We start from the raw sequence: 18339 nt of genomic DNA on the forward strand, positions 1-18339 counted from the left end.
AAGCCCGTGCGACCCGCCGCCGTAAAGCAGTGGCGGCGCGGCGCACGGACGGTAAAGCTTCCTCGCTCATGATGACTTGCGCACCCGCAGATACCAGTCGCACAGCAACCGCACCTGCTTCGGCGTATAGCCCTTCGTCACCATGCGGTTGACGAAGTCTTCGTGCTTGCGCTGCTCTTCCGCCGAGCCCTTCGCATTGAACGAGATGACCGGCAAGAGCTCTTCCGTGTTGGAGAACATCTTCTTTTCGATCACCACGCGCAGCTTCTCGTAGCTGATCCATGCTGGATTCTTCCCGGCGTTGGCGGCCCGTGCGCGCAGTACGAAGTTGACGATCTCGTTGCGGAAGTCCTTAGGATTGCTGATGCCAGCCGGTTTCTCGATCTTCTCCAGTTCGGCATTGAGCGCCGCGCGGTCGAAACTTTCGCCCGTGTCATGGTCGCGGAATTCCTGATCCTGGATCCAGAAATCGGCGTACGTGACGTAACGGTCGAAAATGTTCTGCCCGTATTCCGAATACGATTCGAGGTACGCGGTCTGAATCTCCTTACCGATAAACTCGGCGTAACGCGATGCCAGCACGTCCTTCACGAAGGACAGGAATTTCTGCTCGGTTTCCGGCGGGAACTGCTCGCGCTCGATCTGCTGTTCGAGCACGTACATCAGGTGCACCGGATTCGCGGCTACTTCGGTGGAATCGAAGTTGAACACGCGCGAGAGAATCTTGAATGCGAAGCGCGTGGAGACGCCGTTCATGCCCTCGTCCACGCCCGCGAAATCGCGGTACTCCTGATACGACTTCGCCTTCGGATCGGTGTCCTTGAGATTTTCGCCGTCGTAGACCTGCATCTTCGAAAAGAGGCTGGAATTCTCCGGCTCCTGCAGGCGCGTGAGCACGGAAAACTGCGCCATCATCTTGAGCGTGCCCGGCGCGCAGACGGCCTGGGCCAGCGACGAATTGCGCAACAGCTTCTCGTAGATCTTCATCTCTTCCGAGTAGCGCAGGCAGTACGGCACCTTCACGACAAAAATCCGGTCGAGCAGCGCCTCATTGTTGCGGTTGTTGCGGAATGCCTTCCACTCCGACTCGTTGGAGTGCGCAAGGATGATGCCGTTGAACGGAATTGCACCGAACCCTTCCGTGCCCTTGAAGTTGCCTTCCTGGGTTGCGGTGAGCAGCGGATGCAGCACCTTGATCGGCGCCTTGAACATTTCCACGAATTCGAGCAAACCCTGATTCGCGAGGCACAGGCCGCCCGAGTAGCTGTAGGCATCGGCATCGTCCTGCGCATACTGTTCGAGCTTGCGGATGTCGACCTTACCGACGAGCGAAGAAATGTCCTGATTGTTCTCGTCGCCAGGCTCGGTCTTCGCAATTCCCACCTGCCGCAGAATCGACGGATAGCGGCGCACCACGCGGAAGCGCCGGATATCGCCGTTGTATTCATGCAGGCGCTTGACTGCCCAGGGGCTCAGAATGCTCTTGAGATAGCGGCGCGGAATGCCGTACTGCTCTTCGAGGATGGGACCGTCTTCGTCGTAGTCGAACAGGCCGAGCGGCGATTCGTTGACGGGCGAACCCTTGATCGCATAGAACGGCACACGTTCGAGGAGCTGCTTGAGCCGCTCGGCGATCGACGACTTGCCGCCGCCCACGGGACCGAGCAGATAGAGGATCTGTTTCTTCTCTTCGAGGCCCTGCGCTGCGTGGCGGAAATACGCGACCACCTGTTCGATCACGTCCTCCATGCCGTAGAACTCGCGGAATGCCGGATAGACCTTGATGACCTTGTTCGCAAAGATGCGCGACAGGCGTGGATCGTTACGCGTGTCGATCTGTTCGGGTTCGCCGATTGCCGTCAGCATGCGTTCGCCCGCTGTGGCGTACGCACTGGGATCTTCCTTGCAGAGCGCGAGATACTCCTCGAGCGAGAGTTCTTCCTCTCGCGTTTTTTCGAAGCGGGTCGCGAAGCTGCTGTAGATATCCATGCTACCTCCTCGCTAGATCTTCGACCGATGTCACGCGCGGCGCGCCCGTCGGAAACGACATCGCTCGAATTCATCCTAAACCCTTTTCTATTTTTTTTCACAGAGAAATCGCGCCGGATAAGGCCAGGTGAAAGACTGCTTGGAGCACGACCGGGCACGCCGTACAATCAGTTTCCTCTGGACGAGCAAAATCCAGGCCGCGTCCGCAATCGACGCGCAGCAAACGCCGCTTTCGGCTTTCGCCTTTCGGCTTTTGCACCTTTGGGCGTTCGCCGTCTCATGCCTCCACTGGACGCTTCTTTTTCGCAGGCGTCTGCGCGTTATCCCTCACGTCCCCCACTTTCCGTCATGGGCGGCAGCACCTGATTTGTCCATGCTGTTGTCCCTGCGCGTCACCGTTTATTTTTCTTTTATTTTTGGTGCAGCCCGCATCCGTTCTGCATGCGCGCCAATCATGCGATTCGCGCGTGCGGACGTTAACTGTCCCTACCAGCAGTAGTGGCTTGGACCGCGCGCGAAACTGGCAAGCCAGACAGCTTGCGCGGGCAAAACACGCAACCCGAAAAAAAACCGCCTCGCGTTACGCGAGGCGGTTTCTCGTGTTCAATACCGGAGCGCGGCAGCGCCCCGCGCACTAGACGAACTCGATCTCCACTTCGCCAAGTCCGTCGATGTGCCCGTGCAGCAGTCCCGGCCCCGCGATACGATGCGCGCCGACATAAGTGCCGGTTGTCACCGTCCACTCGGGTTCGATCGTGATGCCCATGGCGGCGCAGTGGTTGACGAACCACACCAGCAATTCACGCGGGTCGCCTGCCGGGTTGCCGGGCGCCTCGGGCACGAGCGATGCCCCGTCGAAGGAAAGCTCCAGCTCGGGTGCGACGAAGTCGAGCGAGCGCGCGAGCGCCGCGTAGGGCAGCGCATGGCCGGTCACCAGCGCGCCGTTGTTCTGTGCGTCGGCCAGTTGTGCAAGCGGCGCAACATTCGGCCACTCTGCGAAGCGGCTGTCGACAATCTCGATGGCCGGCAGAATCTGCCCGACCCGCGCAAGCACCTCGTCGCGCGCGTAGGCATCGGCGCGTGGCGCGATCGGCTCGGCAAAACGGAACGCAATTTCCAGCTCCACCAGCACGCGGAAAAACGCTTGCCGTTCGAGCCGCACGGGTGAGGCGTAGATGAGCGTCGCCGGAATCGGCGCACCGGACGCCGGTCCGCCCGGCGCGCGCGCACCGACCTTCCAGCCGCCGGTAGTCGTGCCGAGGCCCGCCATGACGGCCTGCTGGATGGCGTAGGCCGTAGCCGCATCGGGCGGCAGGCACATGGGCGCTGCCGTGTCGATCAGCTGATGCTGGCGGCGCGCATTCACGAGGCGCTGCGCGAGGTCGTCATGCGTCATGTCTGGGTCCTTTTGTTCTATTAGGCGTGACCGGCACGGATGATCCATGCAGTCGGATGTCGTTGTGTCGGGGTGCTTGCTCGCCGTGGGCGCGCCCATCGGCAAGCCGTGCGCGCGGCTCGGGTACTCGCGGCCTGCGCCGGGGTAACCGACGCGCGAGTGTACCGCGCGAATTGGGCAGCGCTCATGACACCGCTCATCAATGTACCGTAACTGCGCAGGCGTAGTGTGCGCACCAGCATTGAGCCGAACCCCAAAAAAGCCGCTGCAATGCAACAGCGTTTCAGTTCAATGGCGCGCGTTCTGGCGTGTCCGATGCAGCGGTGCAAGCACACCGTCGACACCGGCCTGGCAGGCTTCCAGCTTTACACCGTTGACGCCAAACGTTTGGCCGCCTTGAAAGGGTTTCAATGGTATGAAGATTGCGGGGTCTACAGGGGAAACTGCAGGGGAAACGCCAGCCGAACACCCAGGTGACGACGTGGCGCAAACGCAGTGCGGCAGTCGAGGGACTCAGGCTGGCACTTCGTCCAGGCCCGGGATCGACGGTTGCGCGCCCGCGCGCGTGACGGAGACGGCCGCCGCACGCAGCGCGAACTGCACCGCCGCCGGTGCCGCGACGCCGTGCGCCAGCCTCGCGGCCAAAGCGCCGATAAACGTGTCGCCCGCTGCAGTCGTGTCGATGGCCGTGACGCGCGGCGCGGGCCAATGTGCGGGCGGCGCTTCGTCGAACAACGCGCAGACGCCCTGCGCGCCGAGTGTCACAAGCACGTTGTGCGCGCCCTGACTGCGCAACGCGAGTGCGGCACGTACCGCGTCGGCGGGCGTGCTCGCAGGCAGGCCCGTGAGCGCTGAGGCTTCGAGTTCGTTGGGCACGAGGTAATCGACGAGCGGCAGCCAGTCGGCCGGAAGCGCTCCCGTGGCGGGCGCGGGATTGAGAATAGTGGTTTTGCCGAGCCGTTTTGCTGCGGCAAGCGCTGCGCGCACGGTGTCGGGCGGCGTCTCAAGCTGGCAGACCACGACATCCGCCTGCGCGAGCACCGCTTCGTGCTGCGCAATCGTGACAGGCGTTACCTCGCCATTGCTGCCCGCGACGATGACGATCGTGTTCTGGCTCGCCTCGTCGACGACGATCAACGCCACGCCCGTAGGCGCGTGCGGCGAAGTTTCCAGCGCGGCGCAGTCGATGTCTTGCGCGACGAGTCCCGCGCGCAGTTGCTCGCCGTTGGCATCGGCGCCGACGCAGCCGATCATGGCGACCCGCGCACCAAGGCGTGCGGCGGCCACGGCCTGGTTGCCGCCCTTGCCGCCCGCCACCTGCGCAAACGCGCTGCCTGCGAGCGTTTCGCCCGGTTGCGGCAGGCGCGGCGCGCGCACGACCAGATCCATGTTCAAGCTGCCGACCACCGCAACGCGTCCGCCTGCAGGCCGTGTGAATATCCGTGCCGTCACGGTTGCTCCTGGTTCAATGCGATGCGTCGTACGGCGCGCGTTCCGGTGTACGCCCCGTTTTTCGCGACGCTCTCTGCGGATTGCTTCGCATGTTCCCTGACGCGTCCCGCCTCAGGCGGCGAGCGACTTCACGTCCGAGACGCTGACGAGCGGCCCGGTCGATTCGCGTGCGATGAGGCGCGGCGCCATCAGGCGCCGTCGTCCGGGCGCGCCGGCTTCAGCGGCGCCCGAGATCCGTTCGATCAGCGTCAGTGCGGCCATCTCGCCGAGCGCGCGCACCGATTGTCCCACCGTCGACAGCGTGGGCCAGGTGAAATGGCCGAACTCGATGTCGTCGAAACCGATGACCGAGCAGTCTCCCGGCACCGAAAGACCGCGCTCGGCCGCGGCGCGCAGCGCGCCGATGCCCATCATGTCGTTGCAGGCGAAGATCGCGGTGGGGCGCACCGTATCGAGGAGCTGCGCCGCGGCGCGATATCCGCCCGAGCCCGAAAAGTCGCTTTCGACGATCGCGCCCGGCGGGATTTCGATGCCGCGCCCGGCCATCGCGCGCAGGAAGCCATGCACGCGCATCGCGCTTACAGCCGTCGAAACCGGTCCGGTGATGCAGCCGATTCGCAGGTGGCCGAGTTCGATCAGATGCCGCGTCGCGAGCCACGCGCCGCGCTCATGGTCGATCTGCACGAGATCGGCGTCGAGCCCTTCGATGTTGCGATCCACGACGACAAGCGGCTCGCGCGCTTCGGCAAGGGTCGCCGCGAGCACGGCGTCGTCGCCTGCCGACGCCAGGATCAGCCCGTCGATACGCTTTTCCTGCAGCACGCGCAGATAGCTGCGCTGCTTGGCCGGATCGTCGTCCGAGTTGCAGAAGAACACGCAGTAGCCCTTCTGTGCGCAACCATCCTCGACGCCGCGCGCAAGCTCCGCGAAATAGGGATTCGTGCCGTTCGGCACCAGCAGCCCGATCGTCGCCGTTGCCCGCGCCTTGAGCGAACGCGCCACCGCCGAAGGCACGTAGTTGAGCTCGCGGATCGCGCGCTCGACCTTGGTCCGCACGTCGGCCGACACAGGCCGCGAATTGTTCACCACATGCGACACCGTCGTGAACGACACCCCTGCCACGGCAGCCACATCCTTGATCGTCGCCATCTTTCTGTTGCTCCTGCCTCGTTTGCTGCCTGTTGCGGCCGTCTCGCCGTGCGCGCTCCACCTCCAACCGCGCGCCGCGATGCGGCTATTGCCCTCGACGGTCCACCACTGCCGCGCAGACCGCGCCCTCTGTCGATTGTTATGTCCTTCGTATGCAGCTGCTGCGCCCGTCGAGCACCGATGCCCCGAACACCGCGCCGGCAATGATGCGTTCCATCGCTTCCCTCAGGCCCTTGAGGCCCTTCAGCTCCTTCTGTCCGCTCGCGCCGGGCGTATCGTAAGTGAGCAGGCGCAAGCCGGGCCGGAAGAACAGCGTGAACATTGTCACGGGTGAGATTGCATTCAAAAAATCGCTGTGCGCCGGACCGGCATATGCACCTTGACTAGTCTGCGGGACAGACCTGGCTGGTTGCGCGGCCAACGGTTTGTTCGTCATGGCGCCGCGCTCGCTCGCGGGGCGTCGAGCCGATCGGTGACGCAGGCGGAGTGCGTCACTCACGCGACGGCACGCGACCACCCACGCCGACGCCTCGCCCGCGCGGCGGTCGAGGCCGGTACCGGCGTACGCCGGTTGCTCGTCAGTCTTGCCGACACGCGTCTTCCTCAGCATTTCAGCCGCTGCAGACATCACGTCGGGGGCAATTGCATCCATCACGATCCTGTAGTCGCGAGCCTGGCCGCGCGCGACGCGGGTAGCGAAGCGCACGCAGCACCCGCGCAGACCGGTTCAATCCACCGGCACACGCAGCACGCGGGCATTTGGGCGGTGGCGCGCGAAGCGCAGCACTCACGGCCACGTTCCGGCCGCACGCGCTAGTTTCGTCACCAACACGTATCGCATAACGGCCTGGCGGCGCATTTCTTGAGCGCATATTTCACTGTGCGATGCCGAAGACACGATGGCGAATGCGCAAAACCCGCGTGGCGAGTCTCCCGCTTTGCCGCAATTTGCGCGCTGATGCGTCATGCAATCACACCGATTCATCGCAAGCCGGGTTGCTTGAGAATTGCAAATCCGCGCTTGAGTCAACCCGCATGCCAGGCGATCGTGCGAATCGCTTAGACGCGTGCCTCCAGACGACGCATTCGCATGCATGCATGCGGCATCGTCATGGTGGAACAAGTCGCGAGAGAATCATCGTGCGATGCGGCGGATCAGGATGCGATGGTCGGTACCGAACGATACATTCGCGATGTTCGTATAGCGCGGATCGACCACGAAACGGATCTCCACCACGGGGTCGAACTGCGTCGTCACGCCGATGCGGTGCACGCCGGCGCGCAGGTACAGGGCGACGTGCTCGCCGTTCATCAGGTCGGTGACCCGCTCGCCATCGACATAGAGCGGCGCATCGCGAAACTTGACGACCAGATCCTTGGTGCGCTCGCGCCGCACATCCACGGCGAAGCGCCCTTCCCCCGGTTGCGTATAGCCGGGCAACGCGATGCGCTCGGCGGGCACCGGCCTGAAAGGCACCGGCCTCGCGGCTGTTTCGGCGCAGCCGCTAACCGTAAGCGCGGTGAAGGCAACGAGCATGGCAAGCGCTATTGCCCGGGCTGCGGCGCGCAGGCTACGGCATGCCCCATGACGCGTCATTGCGCACGGTGCGAGCAATGCATGGAACACACGCGAAAGCATGAAATGCGTCCCCTGTCTGTGTCGGTCTGCCGGGTCGTTTCGGATTATTTCCGTATATTTCTATTTATTACCATTGGGTTTTACCGGCAGGCGCTGCGCGCGTGTTCATCATGCCTGTCCGCGACAAGGCGCATTCGTGTGCGCTTGCACGGTACGTGCATAACGGCGATGATCAATGTTACCGACCTGGCAACGTGCGTGGCGCGCCCGCGCCGCTACGCGCACAAGGAGACTGAATCAATGCTGTATTTCTCGTGGATACCCGGCATCGGCATCGTCGACGCGATGTGGCTGGACGCGAACGCTCGCGGCGAAGACGTGCAATCCACCGATGCGGAGAACCACCGTTCGTGACACGCCTCGTTTTCATCTGCGGCCACGCTGGCACTGGCAAGACAACGCTCGCGAAACGCCTGATCGGACCGCTTGGCCGCGCGACGGGCGAAGCGTTCTGCCTGCTCGATAAGGACACGCTGTACGGCCGTTACAGCTCCGCTGCCATGGGGGCGCTCACGCATGATCCGAACGACCGCGACAGTCCCCTCTACCTGAAGCACCTGCGCGACCCCGAGTATCAGGGCCTGATAGATACGGCGCGCGAAAACCTCGAACTCGGCGTGAGCGTGATCGTCGTCGGGCCGCTCTCGCGTGAGATTCGCGACCGGCGGCTCTTCGACCGCGCGTGGCTCGACATCGGGCCGAAGGTGGCGCTCGCCGTGGTCTGGGTGCAGACAGCGGAAGACACGGCACATCGCCGCATCATCGGGCGCGGCAATCCGAACGATGCCTACAAGCTCGCCCACTGGGACGAATACCGGCAGCGCCGCTTCGTGCCCTCGGGCGCGCAGCTCGAAGGCCTCATCGTCTTCGACAGCACGGCGCCCGACGAGTCCGACTACGACGCATTGCTGCAGCGCATCGTGCAGGCGGCGGCGACGCCCTGAGGCCGCCCGGCGCCGCCTGCGATTCCCTTACGCCACGCTCGTCAGTGCGCGGGCGTCGAGTGTCGCGCCCTCGTACACCTGTCCAAAGCGGTTCGCGAGGAACTGATCGAGCACCACCTGCTCCTGGCGCACGAAGCCGTGTTGCGGCAGCTTCTTCTCGCGGAACAGATCGAGCACGGCGCACATCGCGCCCGCCGTGGTGATCTGGATCGCACTCATCGGCACGCCGCACACCGTCTTGGCGAAAATCTTGCGCGTCAGCACTTCCTGCACGAGCCGGCCGTTGCGCATGCCCGTCACGGTCATGAAGATCAGCACGACATCCTGCTCGGTCTCGGGCACCGCGCGGCGCAGGATCGACTTGAGCGTGTCGCGATCGGTGGCAAGGCGCAGGTCTTCGAGCAGGAACTGCATCAACGCGCGATGTCCCGGATAGCGCACCGACTTGTAGTCGAGCGATTCGACGCGCCCGGCCAGCGTCTCGCACAGCGTGCCGAGCCCGCCCGAGGTGTTGAACGCCTCGTACTCCACACCGTCCAGCGAAAAGTGTTCGAGGCCTTCTAGCGGCTGCACCCATTGCGTGCGGCTGTCGCGAATTGCTTCGCACGGCTGGCAGTACTCGTTGATGAGACCGTCCACGCTCCACGTCAGGTTGTATTTGAGCGCGTTGGTCGGGAATTGCGGCAGCGCGCCCACGCGCATCTTGACGTCGCGGATCTCGGTGAAGTGGCTCGCAAGCGCGTGCGCCGCGATGCCGATAAAGCCGGGTGCGAGGCCGCACTGCGGCATGAAGACGTGATCGGCGCCCTCGGCGAGCGTGCGGATCGCGTGCGTCGCGCGCACGTCCTCGGTGAGGTCGAAGTAATGGACGCCCGCTCCCTTCGCCGCCGACGCCACGTTCACGGCGAGGTAGTACGGCAGCGCATTCACGAGCGCGTCGTAGCCGGCAAGCGCACTGCGCAGCGCGGCGCCATCCGCGGAGTCGACGCGCTCGACGGGAATGCCGTCCGCAGCGATTTTTTCGAGCGCCTTCGGGTCACGGTCGAGGGCAACCACCTCGTAGTCGCCGGTCTCGCGCAGCATGTGGGCAATGGTGTGTCCAATCAGGCCTGCGCCGGCAATTGCGACTTTCATTTTGTATCTCCTTTGCTTGGTTATTTGGTTCGGGGCAGTGCCGCGCCCGCTAAGGACAGTCTAGGGATATGCGGAAATGGTTTATAGACGCAAAGTGCTGCGCTTCGACCTCGATTTTCGACAATTCGACCAGGTTATTCGACGATTCGTCAAAACAGGCTAAAACAGGCCGAAACAGGTCAAAACAGGCCGATGCGGGCCGAAACGAGTCGAGCGCGGCTCGCGCTGCGCCTTCAGCCCGCGACCATGCCGCGATCGATCTTGCGCGCGAGCACGATCGAAGTCGTCGTGCGCTCGACGCCGGGGATGCCGCCGATCTGGTCGAGCAGATCATTGAGGCGGTCCGGCGTTTCGGCGCGCAGCCAGGCGACGTAGTCGTATTCGCCGCTGACCGCGCAGAGTAGTTGCACCTCGTGCATCTTGCCGAGACGCTTCTGCACGTCGGCGCCATGCTTGGGCGCGATGATGAGTCCCACCCACGCCTGAAGACTCGCATCGAGCACGTCCTGGCCGAGCCGCACGCCATAACCCGCGATGACCTGCGAGCGTTCGAGCCGCGCGATGCGCGCAAGCACCGTCGTGCGCGCGACACCGAGCCGGCGCGCGAGGTTTGCAACGCTCTCGCGTGCGTTTTCCTGCAGCAGCGCGACAAGGCTGCGGTCGAGGTCGTCGAGTTGGTCGAGGCGCGGCGGTCTCATCGATGGGACGTCTCACAGTCGAAAGGATGTGGCGTCATTATCGCGCGCCGGGCGGCGCACGAGACATTGGCCGATGGCAGCGAACCTGCCTGCACTTGCGTTTCATCGTGCGCTCGCACGTGATTGCAGCGATTTCGGCGCGTATCACTTGTAAGCAGTTGTCGCGCCGCCATCGCAGCCCGACGTTATCGTGGTACTAATATCGGCTGCAATTGGCCCGGCATTAAGCCCTGATCGCTACGAAACGCTACGTAACGCCACGAAATGAACCGAGGAGCAAAAATGAAGAAAACTTTGGCCGTCCTTGTTGCCGCGCTTTCGATGAGCGGCGCCTTCGCGCAGACCGCAGCGACGCCCGCCGCGCCCTCGGCGCCCGCAGCGGCAACCCAGGAAGCGCGCGCCGCCGAGCACCAGCAGCGCGTCGAGGAACGCATCGCCTACCTACACTCGACATTGAAGATCACGCCCGAGCAGGAACCGCAGTGGAAGACCTTCGCCGATCAGATGCGCAGCAACAGCCAGAGCATGGCCGATCTGTTCAGGCAGCGCGCGAACGGTGAAACCACGCGTAACGCGCTCGACGACATGAAGCAGTACGCGCAGATCACCCAGGCCCACGCCGAGGACATGCAAAAACTCGTCACGGCGTTCGAGCCGCTGTACAACAGCTTCTCGCCGGAGCAGAAGGCGCTGGCCGACCAGACCTTCCGCCACCACGGCCGGGAAGCCGGCGGCAAGGGCGGCCCGCATTCGAAGCGCCGGGGCACGGGGCGCGCGAAGCCGGCGAGCGACGCCGCAGCGGCGCAGTAACGCAGCGCACACCGTCGCGCATGCGCTCACGCACAAGCGGTGCGCAAAACGGCGTGCGCGGCCGCCCGATTCAAGGTACCCTTGCGGACCGCATGACGGCCGGACAGTTCAGTCCGGCCGTCGTTTCATCTGGAATACGCTTTTTCGATGCAGTTCCGCTGCCGCCATCATGATTGAACTTGCCCAACTCGACCTGCGCGCCGACGCCGCTGCCCAGCGCGTCGTCAAGGACGAAACCGTCGCCGTGACCTTCGCCGCCGAACCCGGTGAACTGATGAGCCTCGAAGGCCCGAATCGCTACGCACTCGGCGACGCGATCATTACCGGCTCCACCGGCGAGCGCTGGGTCGTGTCGCGCGAACGTTTCGACGCGAAATACCTGCCCGCCGATGCGGCGCTTGCGCACGGCACGCCCGGCGCGTATCGCAACCGGCCCGCAGTCGTGCTCGCCCGGCGCATGGACGAACCGTTCACGATCGTGCGCTCCGCAGGCGGCGACCGCCTCACCGGCGCTGCGGGCGACTGGGTCATGCAATACGCGCCCGGCGATTACGGCGTCGTGAAGGCAGAGCGCTTCGCCAAGGTCTATCGTCTTGCCGACTGAGCATCGAACGCCCGCATAACCACGCGCATCACGCGCATCACGCGCAATCACGCGCAATCACGCGTGATCGGCGAGGCGCGTCACGCGAAATCCTCATCCAGCTCCAGCGTCACCTCACGCGCCACGCTCTCGCCTTTCGCGTGCTGCTCTTCCAGCGAACCGATCGTCGCTTCCACATACGCGCGCAGCACCGCAAAACTGCGGCCGCGCAACCGTGGCGGCAATGCCCGGTAGCGCGCGAGCGCGCCAGGCGCAATCGCAATGCTCATCGTCATGCGTCGCGCGGCCGAGCCGAAGCGCATCGCCACCCAATGCACCGTCAAGAGCGGCGCGCCGTTTTCGGCAGGCTGCTCGGTAAAGCGCGTCTGCTCGGGAAAGAGATCGGCGATCACGCGCGCGAACTCCTCGAAATCGGGACTCGCGCATTCAAACAGATAGTCTTCCATCCAGACCAACAAAAAAGGTGAGAAAACGCGCCGGTCGAACCCGGCTTACGCAGCGGCGTCCGCACGACGCGCCGGCCGGCAAACGCGAAACAGCACGGCAACAAGCGCGATTGCAACGGCCGCATAGACGCCATCGACCATGAGCAACGGCAGCATGCGCGCCTGAAACATCGCAGCAGGAACGTCGAGCAGTGCGTGAAGAACGATCGCGAGCGGCAGGATACCCTTCCATCGCGCACGCACGCCGCGCCACATCAGCACGGACAAGCCGATCTGGAACACGAACGCCGCAGTGCGTTCGACAACGAATACGCCTGCGAGCGACGGCGACAATCGATCGAGGATCAGATGCACGCGCAATACGGCGTCCATCGGGAGGTTGGTGAGATGCTCGTCGAGTTCGCCGCGATTGGCGAGCACGGCGAACACGATCCATTGCAACTGCACGATCACGCCAACGAGCCACGCCTCAGCGCCGCCATGCCCGATGCCGTAACCGATGCCCGTGCTGTCGGTGGACGGCTGCGCGGTCGCGGCATTCGGCGCACGTCGCGCAAGCATGCGCATCGCGATATAACGGCCCACCTCTTCGCACACACCGGCGGCGAGCGCCCCATAAACGACGAAAGCAAGCGGGTTCGCAAGCCACGCGGCGGTCGCGGGATTGACGTGCAGCATATAGCCGTTGAGCGCCCGCTCGATCACGGTCGCGAACAGCGCAAATACGGCAATGCCCGCAACCGTGTCGCGCCAGCCGAGCGCGAAAGGACGGTGCAGCCGACGATAAAGCAACACGGGCAAAAGTGCGACGAAGAGTGTCGCGAGTGAGAGGCTGATCAGCGTGGTCGGGGCTACGAACATGAGGCGCCTTATAACATCCGGCACGCGCCAACGCGCGCCGCAGCCCGAATCATCGCAGATAGCCGGACAGCGGCAAACTACTTCGCCGCGCTGACGGCTGCGGTTTCGCCTGCCTCCTCCGCGAGACACAGATCGAGAAACACCTGAGCGACCCGCGAGGCCGCGCCCGCGTGCGGCACGAGAATCGAAAAATGCCGCGCGAGCGGCTGCGGTCCGAGCGCGAGCTGGCACAAGGCACCGTCTTCGTGACGCATCGACATGGCCGATACGAAGCCAATGCCCATGCCCGCGCGCACCGCCTCCTTCACGCCCTCCACGCCCGCGATTTCCAGCGCAATCCGCATCGGCACGCCCGCTTCCATGAACGCGCGCTCCACGATCTGACGCACGCCGGAACCGTCCTCGCGCAAAACGAGCGGGTACTCGCCGAGCGTAGCGAGCGGGACGCGCGCGTCGGGCACATCGGCATGCGCGTGCGCAGCAACGGGATGCCCGCGTGGCGCGATGGCGACAATCTCGTCGTCGTGCCACGGATGCACGATCGTATCGGACGGCAACTGCGCGCCGACCGGGCCTTCGATCAGCGCGACGTCGAGCGAGCCGAGCATGCCGATGACATCCGACGTATTGCCGTTCATCGTTTCGAGCTTCACCTCGGGGAAACGCCGATGAAATGCCGCCGCCAGATACGGCAGCAAGTAGCTCGCGGGCGTCGTGCTTGCGCCGATGCGCAGCGTCCCGCGCTCCAGCCCGCGCAGCGCGTCGCGCAACGCATAGGCGTCGCGCCAGCAGTCGCGCAGCCGCGTCGCGTGCGTCGCCAGTTGCTCGCCGGTGGGCGTGAGACGCACACCGCGGCCATCGCGCACGTAGAGCGCCTCGCCGAAGGCGTCCTGCAATAACCGCAACTGGCCCGAAACCGCAGGCTGCGACAAATGCAGTGCCTCCGCGGCACGGCTGATGTTGCGATGCTCGGCGACGGCGGCAAAAGTTATCAGCTGTTCCGGGGTCATGGCGAGTAATTATAGGGTTGACCTATATTTTACGTCACAAATGACGATTATTCATATCGATATACATAAATTAGGATTAGCGCATTCGTTCTCTACCCGATTCCCGAATCGCCATGTCCGCTTCCCCTTCAACGACACTTGCGCATCAGCCGTCCTCCGCACGCGGTCTGCTCAACGGCGTCCTGTTCGTCTCTCTGCTCGCAGCGGCCGTCACCCGCCTCGCCGCGTTGCCCGCCATCGCCGGCCTGGGCCTGAGCCCGCTGATCGTCGGCATCGTCGCGGGCGCGGTCTACGGCAACGTCCTGCGCGACGGAATGCCCGAAAGCTGGGCCGCCGGCGTCAATTTCTGCGCGCGCAAGCTGCTGCGCATCGCCGTCGCGTTTTTCGGCCTGCGCGTGAGCCTTCAGGAGATCGCCCAGGTCGGCCTGCCGGGGCTCGTCGAATCGGCTGTGATCGTCGTGAGCACGCTGTCGATCGGCACCTGGGCCGGCATGAAGCTCATGAAGCTCGACCGCGACACGGCCTTGCTCACGGCCGCAGGCGGCGCGATCTGCGGCGCAGCCGCCGTGCTCGCCTTCGAATCGACGCTGCAATCGAAGCCTCACAAGAGCGCCATGGCCGTCGGCAGCGTCGTGCTGTTCGGCACGCTCTCCATGTTTCTCTATCCGGTGCTTTACCGCGCGGGCTGGCTCCATCTCGATACGCTCGGGGCCGGGCTCTACTTCGGCGGCACGATCCACGAAGTCGCGCAAGTCGTGGGCGCGGCAAGCAATGTGAGCCCGGAAGCCACGCATGTCGCCACCATCGTCAAGATGACCCGCGTGATGCTGCTCGTGCCGGTGCTGCTCGTACTCGGCGTGTGGCTCAATCGTCGTCAGGCGCACGGCCACGGTCACAGCGACAGCGCGGGGCACGCGGCGCGGGGCGCGCGCAAGATCGCGGTGCCGTGGTTCGCGCTCGGCTTCCTCGCGTTCGTGATCGTGAACTCGCTGCACATGCTGCCAGAAGCTGCGACGCAGACCGTCAACACACTCGACACTTTCGCGCTCACGATGGCGATGACCGCCCTCGGCATCGAAACGCGAATTTCGCAGGTCCGCCAGGCCGGTCCGCGCGCGCTGACTACCGGGCTCGTCGTCTATGCCTGGCTGATCGGCGGCGGTCTCGCGATTACCTGGGCAGTGGAACGCCTGTTCGGCTGACGTCCGACGCGCCGTCAGCATGCCGCCCGGATTGCCACACCGATCTCGATCTTCCCCCGGCCCGCTGGCAACGCCAGCGGCTCGCCCCGCCGCGCGCGGGGCTTTTTGCGTTTCGGCTCGCGCCCTGCCGCGTGTGTCGCGTGTGTCGCGTGTGCTGATCGGGCGTGCGGCATCCGTCGAACAACGGCGCCGGTTGCGCGCGATACTGTGCCGTACCGCCCATCGCACGGGCAGGCGTCATGGCAAAGGGGCAACCGATGGCATACGAACTGTATTACTGGGATGGCCTGCAGGGCCGCGGCGAATTCGTGCGGCTCGCGCTGGAGGAAGCACAGGCGGACTATGTGGACGTGGCACGCGGAGAGAAATCGGCGGGCCTCGGCATCGGCGCGATGATCGCCGAGCTCGACAGCCGCGCGGGCGCGTATCCGCCCTTCGCGCCGCCGTTCCTCAAGGACGGCGATCTGCTGATCCCGCAGACCGCGAACATCCTGTTCTATCTCGGACCGAAGCTTTCGCTCGCGCCGCGCAACGAAGGTCTGCGCTACGTAGCCAATGGCCTGCAGATGACGATCGTCGATCTCGTCGCCGAAGTGCACGACACGCATCACCCGATCGCAAGCGACCTCTACTACGAGGACCAGAAACACGAAGCGAAGGCGCGCGCCGCCGACTTCCTCGCGCATCGCATGCCGAAGTTCCTCGGCTACTTCGAGCGCGTGCTCGCGCAGAATCCGTCCGGCGCGCGGCACATGGTCGGCGACGCGCTCACGTACGTCGACCTGTCGATCTTCCAGATCGTCGAAGGGCTGCGCTACGCATTCCCGAAAACGACGAAGCATCTCGCCGAACGCTATCCGCACGTCTGCGCGCTGCACGATGCCGTGGCCGTGCGCCCGAACATCGCCGCGTATCTCGCTTCGCCGCGCCGCCTGCCGTTCAACGAAACCGGCATCTTCCGGCACTACCCGGAACTCGACCACACGACGCGCTAGCCACGCGCGCGCCCTCTGCCCGGCTTGCGCGCGACGGACGTCGACCACGGCTGCCGACGGCCATGCGCCGCGCCGCGTTACGCCATTTCCCCGCCGGGCGCAATGCTATGCTTGCGCCCGGCGCCGATTCCTCACACTTACACTCGTAACCTGTCCGCCGTGCTGTCATTCCTGCTGAAACTGCGCACTCGCGCCCGCAACCTGTTCCGCCTCTCCGACGCACACACGATGCTTGTCTGGTCGGTCATCGTCGGCGTCGCCGGCGCGTTCGCGACCGTGATCTTTCGCGAAGGCATCGCACTGTTGCAGCGCCTGTTTTCCGGCACGTCCGGCAGTCTCGTCGAAATGGCCAGGCATCTGCCGTGGCAGACCCGCATCTGGTTGCCCGCCGCGGGCGGTTTCATCGCGGGCTGCCTGCTGATGCCCGCCAAACGCAAGGCGCCCGGCGACGACGCGCGCACCGTTCATACCGACTATGTGGAAGCGGTGGCAATCGGCGACGGCGTGATGCCGGTCGGCAAAAGCCTTTGGCGTGGTGCGTCGTCGCTCTTCACGATTGCGAGCGGCGGCTCGATCGGCCGCGAAGGTCCGATGGTGCAGCTCGCGGCGCTCGCGGCCTCGCTGATCGGCCGCTGGGTCCACTTCGATCCGCAGCGCATGCGCCTGCTCGTCGCGTGCGGCGCGGCGGCCGGTATCACGTCGGCCTATAACGCGCCGATTGCGGGCGCCTTCTTCGTCACCGAGATCGTGCTCGGTTCGATCGTGATGGAAAGCTTCGGGCCGATTGTCGTTTCCTCGGTCGTCGCGAACATCACGATGCGCGAGTTCGCGGGCTACAAGCCGCCGTACGAAATGCCCCCGTTTCCGGCTATCTCGGGCATCGAAGTCGTGCTCTTCGTCGTGCTCGGCCTCCTGTGCGGCGCACTTGCACCACAGTTCCTCGCCCTGCTCGACGGCACGAAGTCGCGCGTCGCGCGCCTGAACCTGCCGCTGCCGGTGAAATTCGCACTGGGCGGCCTCGTCTGCGGCGTCATCTCCGTATGGACGCCCGAGATCTGGGGCAACGGTTACAGCGTCGTCAACTCGATCCTCCACTCGCCCTGGACGTGGACCGCGCTCGCCACCGTGCTCGTCTTCAAGCTCATCGCGACGACGGCGACGATCGGCTCGGGCGCCGTGGGCGGCGTCTTCACGCCGACGCTCTTCATGGGCGCCGTGTTCGGCAGTCTCTTCGGCCAGGGCATGCACGCACTGTTTCCGCACGGCACCTCGGCGCCGTACGCCTACGCGATGGTCGGCATGGGCGCGTTCCTGGCGGGTGCGACCCAAGCTCCGCTGATGGCGATTCTCATGATCTTCGAGATGACGCTCAGCTACCAGGCCGTGCTGCCGCTCATGCTTTCGTGCGTGGTCGCGTATTTCGTCGCGCGCGCGACGGGCAAGTCGTCGATGTACGAAATCACGCTACACCGCAATCGCGAGGTAGAAGAACGCACACGCCTGCGCGCCACGCAGATGCGCGAACTGATCCGCCCGGCCGATACCGTCGTGCAAGCCGACGCAACCGTCTCCGACATGACGCGCGTGTTCCTCGAATATCCGGTGAAGTATCTCTACGTCATCGACGCGTCGGGTCACTTCCTCGGCGCGGTCGCGCTCGCCGATATCACCTCGGATCTGCTGCAAAAACGCGATACATCGCAAAAGCGCGCTTCCGACTACGTGCAGATGCCCTTCAACGCGCTCACGCCGGACATGTCGCTCGCGGCGGGCCTCCAGCATTTCATGGCGTTCCGCGGCGAACGTCTGCCGGTCATCGAGAGCGTGCAACAACCGACGCTCAGCGGCGTCGTCTACAAGACCTCGCTCCTCGACGCGTATCAGCGGCTCGACCCCGAGCGCTGAAGCTGTCGCGCACGCGGTGCCGCGCGCCTCGTGCGCGCACCGCCATCGCCCGGAAAACCGCATGTCCCGTGGCTCTTCACGCCACGCACCGCCTGTCAATGCGCA

18 protein-coding genes are annotated in these 18339 nt (G+C 64.7%); 7 read left to right on the forward strand and 11 right to left on the reverse strand.

The genetic code is table 11. The annotated features are described in order from the left end of the window. Positions 1-66 precede the first annotated feature (66 nt). The 6 genes from EPN59_RS00265 to EPN59_RS00290 all read right to left on the reverse strand — a co-directional run bounded on the left by EPN59_RS00265 (position 67) and on the right by EPN59_RS00290 (position 7523). Positions 67-1989 (reverse strand): PrkA family serine protein kinase, encoded by a 1923-nt coding sequence (locus EPN59_RS00265; RefSeq protein WP_293036186.1) that lies wholly within the window; start codon positions 1987-1989, stop codon positions 67-69. A gap of 634 nt (positions 1990-2623) precedes the next feature. Then, positions 2624-3385 (reverse strand): hydratase, encoded by a 762-nt coding sequence (locus tag EPN59_RS00270; RefSeq protein ID WP_293036183.1) that lies wholly within the window; start codon positions 3383-3385, stop codon positions 2624-2626. 513 nt (positions 3386-3898) lie between these two features. Continuing rightward, entirely contained in the window at positions 3899-4837 is a 939-nt protein-coding gene (rbsK, locus tag EPN59_RS00275; protein ID WP_293036180.1) for a ribokinase, read from the reverse strand. 111 nt (positions 4838-4948) lie between these two features. Continuing rightward, positions 4949-5986, reverse strand: a complete 1038-nt coding sequence (locus EPN59_RS00280; protein ID WP_293045326.1) for a LacI family DNA-binding transcriptional regulator — start codon at positions 5984-5986, stop codon at positions 4949-4951. 139 nt (positions 5987-6125) lie between these two features. Then, a complete protein-coding gene (locus EPN59_RS00285; protein WP_293045329.1) occupies positions 6126-6422 on the reverse strand; it encodes a hypothetical protein in 297 nt (98 codons plus the stop codon). Positions 6423-7121: 699 nt separating this feature from the next. Further along, entirely contained in the window at positions 7122-7523 is a 402-nt protein-coding gene (locus EPN59_RS00290; RefSeq protein ID WP_293035087.1) for a hypothetical protein, read from the reverse strand. 81 nt (positions 7524-7604) lie between these two features. Here EPN59_RS00290 and EPN59_RS00295 point away from each other — a divergent pair, with 81 nt between their 5' ends. Both EPN59_RS00295 and EPN59_RS00300 read left to right on the forward strand, forming a co-directional pair. Continuing rightward, positions 7605-7979: a hypothetical protein gene (locus tag EPN59_RS00295; protein ID WP_293035089.1), complete on the forward strand. Its 375-nt coding sequence runs from the start codon at positions 7605-7607 to the stop codon at positions 7977-7979. Beyond that, positions 7976-8569 (forward strand): ATP-binding protein, encoded by a 594-nt coding sequence (locus EPN59_RS00300; RefSeq protein WP_293035091.1) that lies wholly within the window; start codon positions 7976-7978, stop codon positions 8567-8569. Before EPN59_RS00295 ends, EPN59_RS00300 begins: the two co-directional genes overlap by 4 nt. Before the next feature lie 27 nt (positions 8570-8596). Here the strand turns inward: EPN59_RS00300 and EPN59_RS00305 are convergent, their stop codons facing one another. Both EPN59_RS00305 and EPN59_RS00310 read right to left on the reverse strand, forming a co-directional pair. Further along, positions 8597-9703: a saccharopine dehydrogenase C-terminal domain-containing protein gene (locus EPN59_RS00305; RefSeq protein WP_293035093.1), complete on the reverse strand. Its 1107-nt coding sequence runs from the start codon at positions 9701-9703 to the stop codon at positions 8597-8599. A gap of 233 nt (positions 9704-9936) precedes the next feature. Further along, on the reverse strand, positions 9937-10401 hold the full coding sequence (locus EPN59_RS00310) for an Lrp/AsnC family transcriptional regulator (RefSeq protein ID WP_293035095.1): 465 nt from the start codon (positions 10399-10401) through the stop codon (positions 9937-9939). A 282-nt stretch (positions 10402-10683) separates the two neighbouring features. Between EPN59_RS00310 and EPN59_RS00315 the strand changes: the two genes are divergently transcribed. Both EPN59_RS00315 and EPN59_RS00320 read left to right on the forward strand, forming a co-directional pair. Further along, entirely contained in the window at positions 10684-11211 is a 528-nt protein-coding gene (locus tag EPN59_RS00315; protein WP_293035097.1) for a Spy/CpxP family protein refolding chaperone, read from the forward strand. 169 nt (positions 11212-11380) lie between these two features. Continuing rightward, positions 11381-11815 carry a PGDYG domain-containing protein gene (locus tag EPN59_RS00320; protein ID WP_293035099.1) on the forward strand — a complete coding sequence of 145 codons (435 nt, stop codon included), beginning with the start codon at positions 11381-11383 and terminating at the stop codon, positions 11813-11815. Between the two features lie 80 nt (positions 11816-11895). On the opposite strand, the gene EPN59_RS00325 is transcribed toward EPN59_RS00320, so the two are convergent. The 3 genes from EPN59_RS00325 to EPN59_RS00335 all read right to left on the reverse strand — a co-directional run bounded on the left by EPN59_RS00325 (position 11896) and on the right by EPN59_RS00335 (position 14132). Beyond that, the gene (locus EPN59_RS00325; RefSeq protein WP_293035101.1) at positions 11896-12261 is read right to left on the reverse strand and encodes a DUF3022 domain-containing protein; all 366 of its coding nucleotides are present in this window, start codon (positions 12259-12261) and stop codon (positions 11896-11898) included. Between the two features lie 45 nt (positions 12262-12306). Next, positions 12307-13122, reverse strand: a complete 816-nt coding sequence (locus tag EPN59_RS00330) for a YhfC family intramembrane metalloprotease (protein WP_293035103.1) — start codon at positions 13120-13122, stop codon at positions 12307-12309. 77 nt (positions 13123-13199) lie between these two features. After that, complete coding sequence (locus tag EPN59_RS00335; RefSeq protein WP_293035105.1) at positions 13200-14132, reverse strand: LysR family transcriptional regulator; 933 nt, start codon at positions 14130-14132, stop codon at positions 13200-13202. 113 nt (positions 14133-14245) lie between these two features. Here EPN59_RS00335 and EPN59_RS00340 point away from each other — a divergent pair, with 113 nt between their 5' ends. The 3 genes from EPN59_RS00340 to EPN59_RS00350 all read left to right on the forward strand — a co-directional run bounded on the left by EPN59_RS00340 (position 14246) and on the right by EPN59_RS00350 (position 18234). Next, complete coding sequence (locus EPN59_RS00340; RefSeq protein ID WP_293035107.1) at positions 14246-15334, forward strand: putative sulfate exporter family transporter; 1089 nt, start codon at positions 14246-14248, stop codon at positions 15332-15334. A 257-nt stretch (positions 15335-15591) separates the two neighbouring features. Beyond that, positions 15592-16329 carry a glutathione S-transferase gene (locus EPN59_RS00345; protein ID WP_293035109.1) on the forward strand — a complete coding sequence of 246 codons (738 nt, stop codon included), beginning with the start codon at positions 15592-15594 and terminating at the stop codon, positions 16327-16329. A gap of 159 nt (positions 16330-16488) precedes the next feature. Continuing rightward, positions 16489-18234, forward strand: a complete 1746-nt coding sequence (locus EPN59_RS00350; protein WP_293045332.1) for a ClcB-like voltage-gated chloride channel protein — start codon at positions 16489-16491, stop codon at positions 18232-18234. Positions 18235-18339 lie beyond the last annotated feature (105 nt).

This window comes from Paraburkholderia sp. (assembly GCF_004298475.1).
In the GTDB taxonomy this organism is placed as follows: Bacteria; Pseudomonadota; Gammaproteobacteria; order Burkholderiales; family Burkholderiaceae; genus Paraburkholderia; species Paraburkholderia denitrificans.